The sequence below is a fragment of the Vreelandella indica genome (assembly GCF_037070225.1).
Taxonomy (GTDB): Bacteria; Pseudomonadota; Gammaproteobacteria; order Pseudomonadales; family Halomonadaceae; genus Vreelandella; species Vreelandella arctica.
The window spans coordinates 1-15,749 of record NZ_JBANSO010000008.1 but is presented as its reverse complement, the minus strand read 5'-3'; the positions used below and the strand labels follow the sequence as shown (position 1 = coordinate 15,749).

General features: G+C 55.5%; 16 protein-coding genes, 3 tRNA genes and 1 rRNA gene. 7 read left to right on the top strand and 13 right to left on the bottom strand.

The window, feature by feature from the left end; genetic code table 11:
* The first annotated feature begins 58 nt into the window (after positions 1 to 58).
* Positions 59 to 517 (top strand): META domain-containing protein, encoded by a 459-nt coding sequence (locus V8L71_RS07065; protein ID WP_336273628.1) that lies wholly within the window; start codon positions 59 to 61, stop codon positions 515 to 517.
* Positions 518 to 746: 229 nt separating this feature from the next.
* On the opposite strand, the gene V8L71_RS07060 is transcribed toward V8L71_RS07065, so the two are convergent.
* The 7 genes from V8L71_RS07060 to V8L71_RS07030 form a co-directional block, all read right to left on the bottom strand.
* A tRNA-Thr gene (locus V8L71_RS07060) sits at positions 747 to 822 on the bottom strand.
* A 72-nt stretch (positions 823 to 894) separates the two neighbouring features.
* A tRNA-Gln gene (locus V8L71_RS07055) sits at positions 895 to 969 on the bottom strand.
* 6 nt (positions 970 to 975) lie between these two features.
* Positions 976 to 1,051, bottom strand: a tRNA-Phe gene (locus V8L71_RS07050).
* Between the two features lie 216 nt (positions 1,052 to 1,267).
* Positions 1,268 to 1,543, bottom strand: a complete 276-nt coding sequence (locus V8L71_RS07045; protein ID WP_008957624.1) for an oxidative damage protection protein — start codon at positions 1,541 to 1,543, stop codon at positions 1,268 to 1,270.
* A 48-nt stretch (positions 1,544 to 1,591) separates the two neighbouring features.
* The gene (mutY, locus tag V8L71_RS07040) at positions 1,592 to 2,686 is read right to left on the bottom strand and encodes an A/G-specific adenine glycosylase (protein WP_336273627.1); all 1,095 of its coding nucleotides are present in this window, start codon (positions 2,684 to 2,686) and stop codon (positions 1,592 to 1,594) included.
* Between the two features lie 95 nt (positions 2,687 to 2,781).
* Entirely contained in the window at positions 2,782 to 5,121 is a 2,340-nt protein-coding gene (locus V8L71_RS07035; RefSeq protein ID WP_336273626.1) for an AsmA family protein, read from the bottom strand.
* Positions 5,122 to 5,604 carry a GNAT family N-acetyltransferase gene (locus tag V8L71_RS07030; protein WP_008957627.1) on the bottom strand — a complete coding sequence of 161 codons (483 nt, stop codon included), beginning with the start codon at positions 5,602 to 5,604 and terminating at the stop codon, positions 5,122 to 5,124.
* A gap of 229 nt (positions 5,605 to 5,833) precedes the next feature.
* On the opposite strand from V8L71_RS07030, the gene hisB reads away from it, so the two are divergent.
* The 4 genes from hisB (at position 5,834) to hisF (ending at position 8,661) form a co-directional block, all read left to right on the top strand.
* Positions 5,834 to 6,427, top strand: coding sequence for an imidazoleglycerol-phosphate dehydratase HisB (gene hisB, locus V8L71_RS07025; protein WP_176304683.1), 594 nt, complete (start codon positions 5,834 to 5,836; stop codon positions 6,425 to 6,427).
* A 64-nt stretch (positions 6,428 to 6,491) separates the two neighbouring features.
* Entirely contained in the window at positions 6,492 to 7,133 is a 642-nt protein-coding gene (gene hisH, locus V8L71_RS07020; protein ID WP_336273625.1) for an imidazole glycerol phosphate synthase subunit HisH, read from the top strand.
* Between the two features lie 11 nt (positions 7,134 to 7,144).
* Positions 7,145 to 7,891 carry a 1-(5-phosphoribosyl)-5-[(5-phosphoribosylamino)methylideneamino]imidazole-4-carboxamide isomerase gene (hisA, locus tag V8L71_RS07015; RefSeq protein ID WP_035555800.1) on the top strand — a complete coding sequence of 249 codons (747 nt, stop codon included), beginning with the start codon at positions 7,145 to 7,147 and terminating at the stop codon, positions 7,889 to 7,891.
* Entirely contained in the window at positions 7,888 to 8,661 is a 774-nt protein-coding gene (gene hisF / locus V8L71_RS07010) for an imidazole glycerol phosphate synthase subunit HisF (RefSeq protein WP_008957631.1), read from the top strand. The genes hisA and hisF overlap by 4 nt, the downstream gene beginning before the upstream one ends.
* 56 nt (positions 8,662 to 8,717) lie before the next feature.
* On the opposite strand, the gene V8L71_RS07005 is transcribed toward hisF, so the two are convergent.
* Positions 8,718 to 9,320, bottom strand: a complete 603-nt coding sequence (locus V8L71_RS07005; protein ID WP_336273695.1) for a YjaG family protein — start codon at positions 9,318 to 9,320, stop codon at positions 8,718 to 8,720.
* A 123-nt stretch (positions 9,321 to 9,443) separates the two neighbouring features.
* Between V8L71_RS07005 and V8L71_RS07000 the strand changes: the two genes are divergently transcribed.
* A complete protein-coding gene (locus tag V8L71_RS07000) occupies positions 9,444 to 10,133 on the top strand; it encodes a type 1 glutamine amidotransferase (RefSeq protein WP_336273624.1) in 690 nt (229 codons plus the stop codon).
* Positions 10,134 to 10,151: 18 nt separating this feature from the next.
* On the opposite strand, the gene mnmH is transcribed toward V8L71_RS07000, so the two are convergent.
* From mnmH to V8L71_RS06980, 4 genes are all read right to left on the bottom strand, one after another.
* The gene (gene mnmH, locus V8L71_RS06995; RefSeq protein WP_336273623.1) at positions 10,152 to 11,240 is read right to left on the bottom strand and encodes a tRNA 2-selenouridine(34) synthase MnmH; all 1,089 of its coding nucleotides are present in this window, start codon (positions 11,238 to 11,240) and stop codon (positions 10,152 to 10,154) included.
* Positions 11,237 to 12,274: a selenide, water dikinase SelD gene (gene selD, locus V8L71_RS06990; protein ID WP_336273622.1), complete on the bottom strand. Its 1,038-nt coding sequence runs from the start codon at positions 12,272 to 12,274 to the stop codon at positions 11,237 to 11,239. The genes mnmH and selD overlap by 4 nt, the downstream gene beginning before the upstream one ends.
* Positions 12,275 to 12,330: 56 nt before the next feature.
* A complete protein-coding gene (gene radA / locus V8L71_RS06985; RefSeq protein ID WP_336273694.1) occupies positions 12,331 to 13,701 on the bottom strand; it encodes a DNA repair protein RadA in 1,371 nt (456 codons plus the stop codon).
* Between the two features lie 156 nt (positions 13,702 to 13,857).
* Complete coding sequence (locus V8L71_RS06980) at positions 13,858 to 14,304, bottom strand: copper resistance protein NlpE N-terminal domain-containing protein (protein WP_101146592.1); 447 nt, start codon at positions 14,302 to 14,304, stop codon at positions 13,858 to 13,860.
* Positions 14,305 to 14,465: 161 nt separating this feature from the next.
* Between V8L71_RS06980 and hisC the strand changes: the two genes are divergently transcribed.
* On the top strand, positions 14,466 to 15,527 hold the full coding sequence (hisC, locus tag V8L71_RS06975) for a histidinol-phosphate transaminase (protein ID WP_336273621.1): 1,062 nt from the start codon (positions 14,466 to 14,468) through the stop codon (positions 15,525 to 15,527).
* A gap of 115 nt (positions 15,528 to 15,642) precedes the next feature.
* Here hisC and rrf read toward each other — a convergent pair.
* A 5S ribosomal RNA gene (rrf, locus tag V8L71_RS06970) occupies positions 15,643 to 15,749 on the bottom strand; the annotation flags it as partial.

Sequence of the window (15,749 nt, the reverse complement as noted above, 5' to 3'; positions counted from 1 at the left end):
GGTTATCAACCTAATCAAGCGACACCCAAATACATCCACCTGAATAAGGAGTAATGCGTTGATTCGGCAGCTAACACTTTACGTATTGATCAGTATTCTCTTTGTAGCCGCTGGCTGCTCATCAAGGACGATTGGCAACCACGAGACAATGGAGCAGCCGGATGAATCGTTAATCAATACGTATTGGAAGCTGATGAAACTTGATGGCGCGCCGGTCATCGCCAAAGAGAACTTTCGAGAAGCGCACATGGTGCTACACCAAGATGCTTCGCGCTTAGCAGGTGCCACCGGCTGTAATACACTAATGGGCAGCTATCAAGTAGAGAACGAACACATCACGTTCAACCAAGTCGCCACCACCAAAAGAGCCTGCCCGGCGCCTCAAATGGAAACTGAACGCAATTTTCTAGCCGCCCTCAAGCAGACAACCGCATGGCGTGTGGAGGGCGCAAGGCTTGTATTAATGGATGATAAGAATAACCTGCTGGCTAGCTTTGAAGCGGTGCATCTTTATTAAATTAATGAACGGTAAGTCGAGTGTTATTTTGAAAGTTATAAATCGCACGACTGCTAAGGCACAGACCCTGACAGAAACACACCGCTGTATAGCCCTTTATCCCCACTCTGATAAAGACAGAAGGTGTGGATAACCTACGCGTAGACACTTTGTAGGCACATACGAAAAAGCCGCCCTTTCGGACGGCTTAATCTAATTCTCTAACGCTTAACTTTTAACCACTTTTCAGTGGTGCCGACACCAGGAGTCGAACCCGGGACCTACTGATTACAAGTCAGTTGCTCTACCAACTGAGCTATGTCGGCGCTTCACGTTTTCTTGAGAACATGATTGCTTCGCTGTTAGGCTTTGCAATCAACAAGAAATCTTGTTGGCAATGGCTGGGGTACCAGGATTCGAACCTGGGAATGCCGCTACCAAAAAGCGGTGCCTTACCACTTGGCGATACCCCAGCAGTGTGGTGGCCAGAGACGGAATCGAACCGCCGACACGGGGATTTTCAATCCCCTGCTCTACCAACTGAGCTATCTGGCCGCTGCCAACGGTGCGTATTAAACTAAAAACGCCGCTTTTCGTCAACACCTTTGTGAAACTTTCTTGCGATACGGATGCTTAGGGGTGTTCTGTTCTACACCCGGCGCGGTGAGAAGCATACGCTACGGGCCTTTCCCACCTAGGCCTGGCCCTACTCATTACAAGTCAGTTGTCCTGCTTTTCACATGGCAGAAAAGCGACAGCCAACCTTCAAAGTCATGCCTGAGTGGGCGGTACATACCCTTCGGCCTGGTCGGTTTCCTGATTGTCCAGGAAGCGCTGCATCTGCTCCATTAAGTACGCACGGGATTCAGGGTCGAGCATGTTGAGGTGTTTTTCATTGATCAAACGAGTTTGCAGCGACTGCCAGGCTTCCCAGGCGGGCTTGGAAACAGTCGCCTGAATCTCCTGGCCCTGCTTGCCCGGCAAGGGCGGGAATGGCAGCGCTTCGAGCTCTTTCTGGTACTTGCGGCAAAAAACCGTGTTACTCATAACGTACTCCTCTTGCAGTGACTGGCTACTTATAGCCCCAGATAACGCTTAGGCGTGGCCTGGGGTGGGATTGAGGGTAAATGGCGTTAGCTGGCTGAGCAGCGCTTTAACCGGGGCTGCCAAGCCTAGCGCGGGCGGATGGTTGATGTCGTACCATACGCCACTTTCGCGTACACCACCCAGCCTATCGCAGGTCACGGGCTGCGGGGTAATTTCCAGGCGAAAATGGCTGAATGTATGGTGAAAACTGGGCGCCGCACGTTCGCGCGCGGGGTTAACGACATGAGTTTCCAACCAGTCGTTGAGCTCGCTGTGCTTATCAAACTGCGGTAGGCCCCATAACCCACCCCATAAACCGCTAGGAGGGCGCTTTTCCAGCCACACCCGGCCTTCCGGATCGCGCAGCATCAGCATGATGGTCTGCCGGGTCGGCAGCGCCTTTTTCGGTTTGGATTCCGGATAGCGCTGGGGCTCACCGCGCGCATAGGCCAAACAGACATCGTTAAACGGGCAGCTTGGGCAATCCGGCTTGCTGCGTTTGCATAGCGTGGCGCCAAAATCCATGATCGCTTGGGTATAATCCGCCAGCCGCGCTGTTGGCGTATAGTACTCGGCCAGCGCCCAAAGCTGCCGTTCAACTGCAGGCTTACCCGGCCAGCCGGGCAGCGCATGCAGCCGGGTGAGCGAGCGCTTTACGTTGCCATCCAGGATCGCGGCCCGTTCCCCTGTACTTTGCGCAATGACAGCGCCTGCGGTGGAACGGCCAATGCCGGGCAGTGCCACCAATTCGCCAATACTGTCTGTTGGCAGTTCGCCATCATGCTCCACCAACGCAACTTGGGCGGCTTTATGCAAGTTGCGCGCACGGGCGTAGTAGCCAAGCCCTGTCCAGAGATGCAGCACTTCATCCTGCGGCGCAGTAGCGAGTGCCTCCAGAGTGGGAAAGCGCGCCATAAAACGCTCGAAGTAAGGAATGACGGTGGTGACTTGGGTCTGCTGCAGCATGATTTCCGACACCCAGACGCGATAGGCGCTGCGCGGCGACTGCCACGGCAGGTCGTGACGGCCATAACGGTCGAACCAAGCCAGTAGGCGTTGTTGAAATTCGTCTGCCGCCAGCCGCGGTTTGGGCATATCTGCCATGCACGCTCCTTAAACAGAAAGGGGTATCAAAGGGACTAATAAAAAAGCGCCGGCGGTTAGGCCGGCGCAGCACTTATCGGTTCCGGTGAGAATGCTCAGTTAAACAGGCCGCGTAGCCCGTCACGCAGCTCCTTCCCAGCGCCTTCACCTAACCGCTCATCCAACTGGTCCAATGTATCGCCTAAACGCTCCTCCAGCTCTTCATTGACGCGCTCGCCAGCTTCGTTGCGCAGCAGGTCGACTACCGCCGCCTGGAATGCTTCACGATCAAAACGGCACCACTCAGTGCGTTCACCGCCTAAATGTCCTTCACAGCGAACGGGCAGCGGCAGTTGTTCCAAGCGGGGATTCACCTCACAAGCCGCGTCGGCGGTGTCTACTAAGCGGGCATTCGCCTGGGTGTTGAAATTCATACTGGTAAGATTGAGTTCGCCTTCTCCCTGAACATCAATACCGGGCAGAGTGATCATTAGATCGTCGCTCTCGACTAAACCATTGCTGATTTGGAAGGTGGCATCGAAACGCTCAAAGCGGGTATCGGTGTGCCATTCGCGCAGCGTGCCCTCGCCTTCTAACTGGGCTACCAGTTCACACATTTGCTGGGAAATGTTGGTATTTAAAATAGCCCCATCGTTCAGGCGAGCCGTCAGCTCCCCATTAAGATTGCTGATGAGCGCTTCGCGGCTATTGCCTTGACTCGTAAGGCCGCCAGATAAATTAAAGCGACCGCGCAGTGGCGACGGCTCCTCTCCTTCGCTGATGGCTTCTATCAACGGTGCCACCTGAACGCTGTTAATGGTTGGCGAAAGCGCCCATTCCAGAATAGAGCCCGTGGCATCGACTTGACCGGTAGCGCTGAGTTCACCTTCGTAGAAGCCCGACTCAAATGCCGTTAGCCGGTGAATGCCGTTGTCACCACGCAGTTGTAAGCTAGGATTATTGAACGTTAATCCTGCCAAGACGAGGTTATCGACGCTTAAATCACCCTCAAGTGACAACCGAGTAAGAAGCGATTGCGGCACTAATGTGCTGGAATCCTGGGCAAAGGCTTTACGCAGCAGGCCACGGCTAGCCTGCTCGGCGGTAGCGGCACCGGGTAGATAGCGATCCAGATCCAATTGATCACCGGCTAAATCGAACGCCAGCCGCGAGCCATCCAAAGCGGCGGTCAGCTCGCCAGTAAAGGTGCTGTCATCGACCACCAACGAGAGGCTCGGCAAAGAGAGTTGCTCAACATCGCCTTCAATAGGGCTGGTCATGGCCACATCGCTAAGTGCGGCCTCGCCCGCTGTGGTGAGCGTAACGCCAGCGCGAGCCAGCCAGGGGCGCAGCGTAAACGGGGCCGCGGTTAACTGGCCGCGATAGCGTGGGGCATCACGCAGTTGCTCAACATTGAGGTGACCACTAACTTTTAGGCCATCCGGCCCGGTGAGCTGCAGGTTTTTTAACTGCGCCGTTTGTGCTTGCCAATCACTCTCCAGGCCAAAGGCCAGTGACAGCGCCAGGCTGCCCTGCCAATTGTCGGCATTGCGAAGACCAGCTTCAAGCACCCCTTCTGTGATCGAAAGCTGTTGCTCCCCCATGCGGGCGACCAGTTCAGCCGCTTTTAAGCTGAGCTGTTGTGGTTCGCTCTCTGCGCCTTGCGTCGTTCGCGTGGTTAGCGCCATATTTTCCAGCACGAAAAGCTCATCGGCCAAACCAAGCCGCACGCGGGTTTCGAGATTGATCTCGCTGCTCAGGTCAGGGGTGCGCTCCAGCACTTCGGCATCCAGCCGGTTATGCTTGGTCAGCGTAAACATGGCCTTAAGCGGGAAGGGGCGCACTGGGTTGACGTTACTGCCGGAGATATTTAGTTGCTGCATGCGCCATAAGGCTTCGGTTTGTGCGTCCCGGAAGCGAATGTCAGCGTTCTTCACTTCGACACTAGCAATGCTTAGCACCACCGCCAAGCTACCGGCATCGGCGTTGGGTCCCGCACTGGCAGGCGCCAGCACCGTTTCTGCGGTGCTTTCATTTTGCTCGGAAAGCCGCTCTAGCAAGGGTTCCCAATTACCCTCGCCTTGGGCATCGCGCTCCAGGTTAAGGCGCATACCGTCAAGCGTTAGGCCATCGACGGCAATTTCGCCCCGCAGTAGCGGGCCGAATGCAACGCTGACTTCGGCACGATCAATGGCGGCGAAGGCGGCACTCTCTTCAGCTTGCTCGGGCAGCCAGGCGCGGGCCTGCTCCACGCTCACGCCAATACGGGGGTAGAATGACCAGGTGATCGGGCCTTCCAGGGCAAGGTTAAGCCCGGTCTGCTCTTCTACAACGGCCGTTAAACGCGGTTTGAAATCTTCTGGATCCAGGAAAGTGGTGACATACACCACGGCGGCGACGGCGACGATGGCAAGAATACCGACCGCTGCCAGCAAAATACGTAATAGCTGTTTCATTTACCCTTTCCCTTGTGGGTCTAACTCAACAAAATCGCTGGTGGCGGGCATTCCCGGCACTGGCGTTTCTGGATTGGTCATAGGCCGGTAGCCTAATTTGGAAAGCAGCACGCGGTCAGCCAATGGCAAGGTGGAAGTTTCTATCCGCAACACACGGCCTTCCTGTTTGGCTTGCTCGCCAAGCAGCGCCATTAAGCGCGAACCGACGCCACGGCGGCGCGTGGTTTTGCGCACGCAGAGCTCAGATAGCCACCACGCCCGGTCTTCGCCTTCTTGCACGGCGACAGCCCCCAGCAGCCGATCATTGAAATGGGCGCAGGCAAAAAAATGCTGACCTTTAAAATGTTGTTCAATAAATGGCTCAACCGTTGGGGTGGGCATGCGCTCTTGGGGCGCATCCTCATAAATGCGCATTAGGTCAAGGCGCACTTGCTCATCGGCTTCCCAACGGGCCTGGTCGACGTGGTGCAGTGTCACCGGCATGGTGAAATCCTCTTCGCCAAAGCAGCCTGGCTGCTATTTCTGCCGCAATTGATTGCAGCTACATTTCGCGCATTGTAGCGGATGAGGGCGCCAATTCACTATAATGGTCGCTTCGCCACAGGTTATGCCCTGATCCACAGTGGTAAGTTGATACAAAGCCACCGGCCATTTCACAGGATCGTTCCTCAGGGTAATCCCCCAGAGTGCGCCTTAGCGCAGGAGATGCAACATGTCAGCGCGTATTGCCACGGTTAGCCGTGACACCAACGAAACCCAGATCAAGGTCAGCGTCAATCTCGACGGCGAAGGCCGTCTTAGCTGCCAAACCGGCGTTCCGTTTTTGGATCATATGCTTGATCAAGTTGCCCGCCATGGGATGATCGATCTCGACATCAATGCCACTGGCGACCTGCATATTGACGACCACCATACCGTAGAAGACCTGGGTATTACGTTAGGCCAGGCTTTTTTTGAAGCCATTGGCGATAAGCGCGGCATTTACCGCTATGGTCACGCCTACGTACCCCTTGATGAAGCACTCTCTCGGGTGGTGATCGACTTTTCCGGCCGACCAGGCCTTTATATGAATGTTGAGTTCACCCGCGATACCATCGGTAGCTTGGACACCCAGCTGTTCTGGGAGTTTTTCCAAGGCTTCGTGAATCACGCCCGCGTGTCGCTGCATATCGACAACCTCAAAGGCTTTAATGCTCACCATCAAGCGGAAACGATTTTCAAAGCCTTTGGCCGGGCGCTGCGTATGGCCGTGGCGGAAGACCCACGCATGGCAGGCCAAATGCCTTCCACCAAAGGGAGCTTGTAATGCTGCGCTATGTGATGAGCTATGCCTCTAGCAACTTTCCTTCTATCTCCACAAGGAGCGCTTCATGACCATTGCTGTGATCGACTATGGAATGGGCAACCTGCATTCCGTGGCCAAGGCGCTGGAGCATGTGACGCATGAGAATGTAGTCATCACCCGTGACCCGCGACGCATTCTTGGCGCGACGCGTCTGGTACTACCAGGCCAAGGTGCCATTCGTGACTGCGTTGGTGAACTAGAGCGCACCGAGTTACGCGGGCTGGTAGACGATATTTTAACCCGCCAGGCTAAGCCACTACTGGGCATTTGCGTGGGGCAGCAGATGTTGCTGGAGCGCAGCGAAGAGAATGGTGGCGTTGAGTGCCTGGGCTTTTTTAAAGGCAGCGTAGACCGTTTCCCTGGTGATATGCGCGACACCCACGAGCAGCGCTTGAAAGTACCGCACATGGGCTGGAATGTGGTCGAGCAGCATCACGACCACCCACTGTGGGCAGGTATTGATAATCGTGAACACTTCTACTTCGTGCACAGCTATTACGTGAATGCGGACGACGACGCCCAGGTGTTTGGTACGACCCAATACGGCAAGGTAAGCGCCCATGTCGCGATTGGTCGTGACTCGACCTTCGCGGTGCAGTTTCACCCGGAAAAAAGCTCCCGCGCGGGCCTTCGCCTGCTTGAAAACTTTGTCACCTGGACGCCCTGAGAGGATTTTGTATGTTGGTAATTCCCGCTATTGATCTCAAAGACGGCCAGTGTGTCCGGTTGAAGCAGGGTCGCATGGAAGATGCGACCTCCTACGGTGATGACCCAGTAGCTATGGCCGCACGCTGGGTAGAGGCTGGTGCCCGCCGCCTTCATTTAGTCGATTTAAACGGCGCCTTTGAAGGCAAGCCAGTTAATGGCGATGCCGTGACAGCTATCGCGCGCGCCTACCCAAATCTGCCGATTCAAATTGGTGGTGGCATTCGCAGTGCGGAAACTATCGAGCACTATTTAAGTGCCGGTGTCTCCTACGTGATTATCGGTACCAAAGCAGTAAAAGAGCCCGACTTCGTGGGTGAAATGTGCCGCGCCTTCCCCGGCCATGTGATTGTTGGGCTTGATGCCAAAGATGGCTATGTCGCCACCGACGGCTGGGCAGAGGTCTCCACGATCAAAGCCACCGAACTAGCCAAGCGTTTTGCCAACGATGGTGTCTCCAGCATCGTCTACACCGACATTGCTCGCGACGGCATGATGCAAGGCGTTAACGTAGAGGCCACCGCGGCCCTAGCCCGCGAAGGTGGTCTACCGGTGATTGCTTCAGGGGGAGTGACCAATCTGGACGACATCAAAGCACTCTGCGAAGTTGCCGATAGCGGTATACTGGGCGCGATTACTGGCCGGGCAATTTACGAAGGCAGCCTGGATGTCGCCGAAGCACAGCGGTTAAGCGACCAACTGACGGGAGGCGGTTCATGAGCCTTACCAAACGCATTATCCCCTGCCTGGATGTAGACGCCGGGCGCGTGGTCAAAGGCGTTAATTTTGTCGGCATTCGCGATGCCGGGGACCCGGTAGAGATTGCCCAGCGCTATAACCAGCAGGGCGCCGACGAGATTACCTTTCTCGATATTACCGCCAGCCACGAAGACCGTGATACGACGGTAGAGATGGTTGAACGCATTGCGGGCGAAGTGTTTATTCCACTGACCGTCGGCGGCGGCATTCGCAGCTGTGATGACATTCGCACCATGCTGAACGCTGGAGCGGATAAAGTCTCCATCAACACCGCCGCGGTCACCAACCCTGAGTTTGTGCGCGAAGCTGCTGAGCGTTTCGGTAGCCAGTGCATTGTGGTGGCGATCGATGCCAAGCGGGTCTCGAAAGAGGGCGAAACGCCCCGCTGGGAGATATTCACCCACGGTGGTCGCCGCCCAACGGGCCTCGACGCCGTTGAGTGGGCGAAGAAGATGGTGGAATTCGGAGCGGGCGAACTGCTGCTCACCAGCATGGATCGCGACGGCACCAAGATCGGCTTTGACCTGGGCGTGACCCACGCGATTTCAGAAGCAGTGAGCGTGCCGGTGATTGCCTCTGGCGGTGTAGGCAACCTGGATCACCTGGTGGATGGCGTGCTGAAAGGTGGTGCCGACGCCGTGCTGGCCGCCAGTATTTTCCACTTTGGCGAATACACCATCCCTGAAGCAAAGCGCTACATGGCCGAACGCGGTATCGAAATGCGGCTTTAGTTTTTAAGAGCATGTCTTTGAGAACATAGCCTTTAAGACGTAAGCCTGCCGGGGCTTTAAGCCCCGGTATCTTCAAGCGATAAGCCAAGATTACTGATCCCACCGTTGCGCCCTAATTCACGCACCTCTTTTAGTGCCGCTTTATCCAACGGTTCGCTGACCATTTCCAATACCGCATCCTGAAAGTCGTTCTCGTCGGCCATCAACGGGTGGTCGCGAATAATTAGCGCCAGTTTCTGTGCGTCAACTTCGCCTTCAGTGAGCTCTATAAAAGCGCGCACGCCCGCTCGGGATGTGCGGCTAACATCCAACACGGCCTCTGGGGAATCGCCTTGCAGGGTGTCCAGCAGCGCCGAGACCGATACCACAGCATCCAGCGCACGCCGAGCACCAAAGCTGTCATCCTTTTCGGAAGGCTCACATTCGGCGAGCTTCTCCGCCTGGCGGGCAAAGTCGATACTGGCGTTGGGCACATTAAGCCGTTCCCACACCAAACTCAGCACGGTACGCAGCGTATGGCTATCGCCCTGTCCTGTGGTTTGCTCATACAGCACATAGTTAGGCAGCAAACGCTCACACAGCGCCGCCATAAAGGCTTGCTGGGCCGGTAGTGGGAGTTCTTGCAGCCGTAAATAAAAGCCCTGAGGTTTCGGCACCATACTGATTTCCTGGATCGCTTTACGTGGGATATTGGTGAAATGTAGCGGGTACGTTATCGTCTCTCTGCGCTTGGGGCGATCCCCTAACGCTTTGATGATTGTACGGCCGGCGAGGAGATTACCATGCATATTCATCTGCTACAGCACGGCCCTGACCATGGCCCCGCCCGTTTAACCGACTGGCTAACCAGTATGGGCCATAGTTACACCGTTTTTCATCTCTATGCTGGCGAGTTAACGCCCCGCCCAAACGAATCTGATGCATTGATTGTACTTGATGGGCCTGAGACGCTACTCAGCCAACCACCAGCGTGGTTTAAAGCTGAAGATAAACTGATCAACCGCTACCTGGATGGACAAAAACCATTATTGGGGATTGGCATTGGCGCTCACTGGATAGCGCAAGCACTCGGCGCAGTGGTAGCCCCCGGCACTTACGCTGAAACAGGCTGGCATACGGTCACCCTGGCACCGGAAAGCTCACTGGATTTGCCCGAGTCGTTCAGCGCCTTTATGTGGCATCGTTATGTCTTCAGCTTGCCCGATGATGCCTTTTCCCTGGGGGGCAGTGAAGCAGCACCGCTACAGGGGTTTACCTGGGATAGAGGCCGCGTCGTCAGCCTGCTATGCCATTTGGAAGCCACGCCTGCCAGCGTTAACCACCTGCTGAGCAAGACCGAGCGGCCCAGCGCCTCCCCTGCCGCCGCCCGCTATGTTCAGGACGATGCGGAAATTCTTGAGGATGCCAATCGCTTTATTCATCTAGCACCGCTGCTTGACCGCGTGATGACCCAGTGGTTAAGAACGGACTAACAGCAGCGCATGCAGCCATTATCGGTTCCACTGCCTGGCAACCGCCAGGCAGCTCTCCCAATCGCCGACATGAATTACCGGCGGGGCAGTCTCACGCTGCTTGTCTAAGTGATAGCGGTAGAGTGGGTCGTAATACTCGGTCAGCAGTGGCGCGAGCCAAGCTTCATGGGCCTGAGGGTTGCCGTGGGCATGTTCGTTAAACGCCAGTGCCTGAAGCCGCTGCAAACGCTGCAGCCGTGCATTACCCAAGCGCTTGCCCAGACGGATCAGCGCATTACTTAACTGCGCCTGCATCAATTGCCAGCCCTGATAGGCACCATAGCGAGCAGCATAGGCCTGCTCTAAATCGATAATGTAATCCTGCTGAATTTGAGCAAGGCGCCAATCCAGCGGCATTTCGATACGCACACGAGGCGCTTGCTGCAATGCTCGCCAGAAGCTCAAGGGAATATTGGCACTACCAATCTGGCGGGACTCGTCTTCGATAACCAGCCCTTCAGTTAAGCTGATTAATCGTTTAGCCAGCGCATGCTCAAAATTGATTTGTGTGGCAGGCTCTTCGGGCCTGCGCCCGAAGGCGGAGCCTTTATGGTGCGCGAAGGCTTCCAGATCAACGCCGTTATCGAGCTGATTAATCAGCGTGGTTTTTGCACACCCAGTCAGCCCTGCGACCACCAACATCGGCTGCAGTGCAGCCGTCTCAATACGCTCACATAGCGCTTGGCGCATGGCTTTCCAACCGCCCTCCAAGCGTGGTCTTGAGATGCCTGCCTCTTCTAACCACTGCTGAGCAATTTGTGAGCGCAGCCCTCCGCGAAAGCAGTAAATCAATGCATCTGGATGCTCGGCTAAATAAGCCTGCCACGCTGCAATTCGAGTTTGCTTGACCTCACCGCTGACTAAGCGTTCGCCTAACGCAATCGCCGCGGCTTGGCCCTGCCGTTTATAGGCGATACCTACCTGATGACGCTCATCATCAATCATTAACGGCAGATTGACGGCCCCCGGCAGCCCACCCTGGGCAAACTCTACCGGGGCGCGCACATCAATAAGCGGCCGCTCCTCTTTGAGTAAATCTAATACTGCCGGTGTGGTCGACAGTGTCACCCGACCACCTCAATAGAGGCTTTACCTTGGCGCGCTGTCATTACCCCGAATGACTGTAACGACAGACCGAATTCGCGGCCAATGCGCTCAACGTCATCTTCCCAGGCAGGATCGACACTAATGAGCAGTCCGCCAGAAGTTTGTGGATCACACAGCCACTGCCAGTGGGCTTCATCCATGGCGGGCAAGCTCTCTCCTAGCGCATCACGGTTGCGTAGCGTACCGCCTGGCACCGCGCCTTGGCGGCGGTAGGACTCTGCCTCGGCTAAGCGCGGCAGCTTACGAAAATCAATCTGGGCCATCACATTACTGGCTTGGCACATTTCCGCAAGATGGCCGGCCAAGCCAAAACCGGTCACATCAGTCATGGCGTTTATCCCTTTCACATCGGCAAGTTTCACGCCAATGCTGTTGGGCTTGAGCATGGTTTCGCGGGCAAGGCCATGGTGGCCCATTTCCAGTAAGCCGCGCTTTTCTGCGGTGGTTAACATACCGATACCCAGCGGCTTGGTTAAGAACAGCAGATCACCGGGTTTGGCGGTGCTATTAAGCTTGAGCTTGTCTAGATCCACCAAGCCGTTCACAGCGAGCCCAAAAATCGGCTCGGGCGCATCAATGGAGTGACCGCCTGCTAGGGCAACACCTAATTCACGGCATACTGCCTGGGCTCCGGCCATGACATCACCAGCCACTTCAGCGCTAAGCTTATCCAACGGCCAGCCTAGAATACCTAACGCCATTACCGGCGTACCGCCCATGGCGTAAACATCGCTGATCGCATTGGTCGCCGCGATACGCCCAAAATCAAAGGGATCATCGACAATCGGCATGAAGAAATCCGTGGTGGCGATCATGCCGCGACCATCGCCCAGATCATACACGGCAGCATCTTCGCGTCCTTGATTGCCGACAATAAGCCGCTTATGGCCCGCAGCTGGCCCCGCTTTGGCTAGAATCCCATCCAGCACGTCCGGGGCAATTTTGCAGCCGCAGCCGGCGCCGTGGCTATATTGGGTCAAGCGAATCGAACTCATCGTGTCTCTCCTTGGCACTTAGGGGATATCTTCAGTTTAACGCAGTATGGCACATGCTACAGTGCTTCCAGCGCATCGCTGAGCTTATCTACGGCGATCACTTCCATGCCTTTTGGCGCCTGCTTGGGTGCATTGGCCCGCGGCACGATGGCACGCAGAAAACCGTGTTTGGCCGCCTCGGCAATACGCTCTTGGCCACTGGGTACTGGGCGTATCTCGCCGGAAAGCCCAACTTCACCGAATACCACTAACTCTTTGGGCAGCGCGCGGTTTTGCAGGCTAGATACTACTGCCAGCAGTACTGCCAAATCGGCGCTGGTTTCAAGCACTTTGACACCACCGACAACGTTCAGGAATACGTCTTGGTCACCGGTAAACAGACCACCGTGGCGGTTGAGCACTGCCAACAGCATGGCCAGGCGATTTTGATCAACGCCGACAGCTACCCGGCGGGGATTGCCAAGCGCAGACTCATCTACCAGTGCCTGCACCTCGACCAGAATTGGCCGCGTGCCCTCCCAAACCACCATCACCAAGCTGCCGGGCGCTTGCACCTCTTGGCGGGAGAGAAAAATCGCGCTGGGGTTTTTGACTTCTTTAAGGCCCTGCTCAAGCATCGCGAAGACACCCAGTTCGTTAACGGCACCAAAGCGGTTTTTCTGACCACGTAGGGTGCGAAAGCGTGAGTCTGCGCCGCCTTCTAATAACAGCGACGCATCAATCATATGCTCAAGGACTTTAGGACCCGCCAGCGAACCGTCTTTGGTCACGTGTCCCACTAATAACAGAACGGTATTGGTCTTCTTGGCAAAGCGCGTTAACGCGGCGGCTGACTCGCGCACCTGAGCAACGCCACCAGGCGCTGAGCTAATGTCTTCCAGATGCATGGTTTGGATCGAGTCGATTACCAGGATTTCCGGCTTTTCACGCTCAGATACCGCCAGAATGGTTTCCACACTGGTCTCGGCCAGCATTTTCAAACCGTTGGTGGGCAGTTGCAGACGGTGCGCACGCATGGCTACCTGAGAGAGCGACTCCTCACCTGTTACATAGAGGATACGGCGCTGCTGGGCTAGCTTACAGGCCGTTTGTAGTAGCAGCGTTGATTTACCTGCACCTGGATTTCCGCCCAACAGAACCGCCGAGCCGGGTACCAGCCCGCCGCCTAACACGCGGTCAAACTCAGCGAACGTGGAACTCATGCGAGGAACCTCGCTGAGATCAACATTGCCAAGATCGATCACTTCTCGCGAGAGATCACCTGTGTAGCCTGAGCGCCCAGAGGCTGCTCCGCCACCAGGGCGTATACTCTCTAAACGCACCTCGCTTAGGGTGTTCCACTCTTGGCAACTACTGCACTGCCCTTGCCATTTGCGATATTCAGCGCCGCACTCAGTGCATACAAAAGCGCTTTTAGCTTTGGCCACTGCCATTACACTCCTACTGTTGCTATCGCTATTTGACAACATTCACTACGTTGCCACCTGCACTCAAAGCCACTGCCCATTCCCACTCCCTTCAGGTCTGTCTCGACAAACACAAAAGGCGGCCAGTGGCCGCCTTTGGTACTGCTGACTAGCGCTTTATTGGCGCTTTAGCTGCAGCATTTCACCGTTTTCAAAACGACGACGTTCTGGGTCAATCAATTCCAGCGTGCTCTCATCAATACGCATGAAGTAATAGATTTGGCCATCGCCATCCGGTGTCAGCTCGTAAACGGTGGCGTCTGGGTCAGACGGCGTACCGGTCAGCACTTCCCAGTTACCCGCATAGTTTTCATCCGGGGGTGTTTGGGGGTGATTACGGTAGGTAGCGTTCAGTGTGAAAGTGCGCTCTTCCGCTGCGCTCATCTCTTCACCCATCATCGTGACATCCAGATCGATACCATCGCAGTTGCGGCAAGGTAGCGATCCTTGGTAATTAGCCTGTGCGGTCGCTGCTTCCTCTTGCTGCTGTTCCATCGGACCGCTTGCACAGCCAGCTAATAGTGCCAACATAGCCGAACCGGCTAGCAAACTCTTAAGTTGCATAGAGTGTCTCCTTCATCTCGTGTTGGGCATTTATTTACGCGCACTTGTGACAGCATAACCGCTACAAGGTGCGACGCACACCCCTAGCGACGCGAATGCTTGCGCTGAGTTGGCCTTCAAGCGACCATGGCATACCTTGCTAGGATAATCAGGTTACCCTCATGAGCCAATACTGGAGTCCGGCCGTTCGCGAACTTACGCCTTACGTGCCCGGTGAGCAACCACAAGAGAAGCTTGTTAAGCTCAATACGAATGAAAACCCTTACCCACCTGCTCCAGGCGTCGGTAAGGCGCTGCGCGATTATGCAACAGACCATCTGCGCCTCTACCCTGATCCTACCTCTACAGCACTACGTGAAGCGCTCGCGGAGACACTTAAGGTAGCCAGCAGCCAAGTGTTTGTCGGAAACGGTTCCGATGAAGTGTTGGCGTTCGCATTTCAGGCCTTCTTTTGCCATCAAGCGCCGCTTGATGTGCCTGCCATCACCTATAGCTTTTACCCTGTTTACGCCAATCTTTACGGCGTTGAGCTGCGTAAGCATCCGCTCAATAAGCAGTGGGAAGTCGATATTGATGCGCTGGCGGCGAATACCAACCGAAGCGGCGTTATTTTCGCTAATCCAAATGCCCCTACCGGACACGCTCACTCGCTCGCAGCAATAGAGGCGCTGCTTAAGCGTGTCACAGATCGAGTAGTGCTGGTGGACGAGGCATATGTCGATTTCGGCGCAGAGAGTGCTGTAACGCTGATTGATCGATACCCTAACCTGCTTGTCACCGGTACGTTTTCTAAGTCCCGCAGTTTGGCGGGATTGAGGTTGGGTTATGCGATGGGCTCTGAGGAATTGATTGATGGCCTGCTGCGGGTAAAAGACTCTTTCAACTCTTACCCAGTGGATAGCCTGGCAAGCTTAGTAGGCATCGCCGCTCTGAAAGATGTCGAGCATTTCGAAGCCTGCCGCGAGCATGTCATTACTACTCGTGAACGTACTCGCCAACGCCTCGAAGCGTTAGGGTTTGAAGTGCTGCCCTCTAAAGCTAACTTCGTGCTTGCCCAACACCCTGACTACGAGGGCGCGCAGCTATTTGCTGGCCTACGCGAGCGGGGCATTCTGGTGCGCCATTTTAATACATCAGACCTCAGTAACTTCCTACGTATCACCATCGGCACCGATGATGAAATGGACAGCCTAATTGAAGCGTTAGAGACGATCTGCGTTTAACCTCTTCATGTGTAAGTCTTTACCTGGGCGGCGCAAGCCGCCTTTTTTATCGGCTGCTTTTCTTTCACACAAACAAAAAACCCAGCCGGGTGGCTGGGTTTTTCGTGGTATAGGTGCCTGACGATGACCTACTCTCGCATGGGGAGACCCCACACTACCATCGGCGCTAAGCGGTTTCACTGCTGAGTTCGGCAAGGGATCAGGTGGTTCACGCGTGCTATG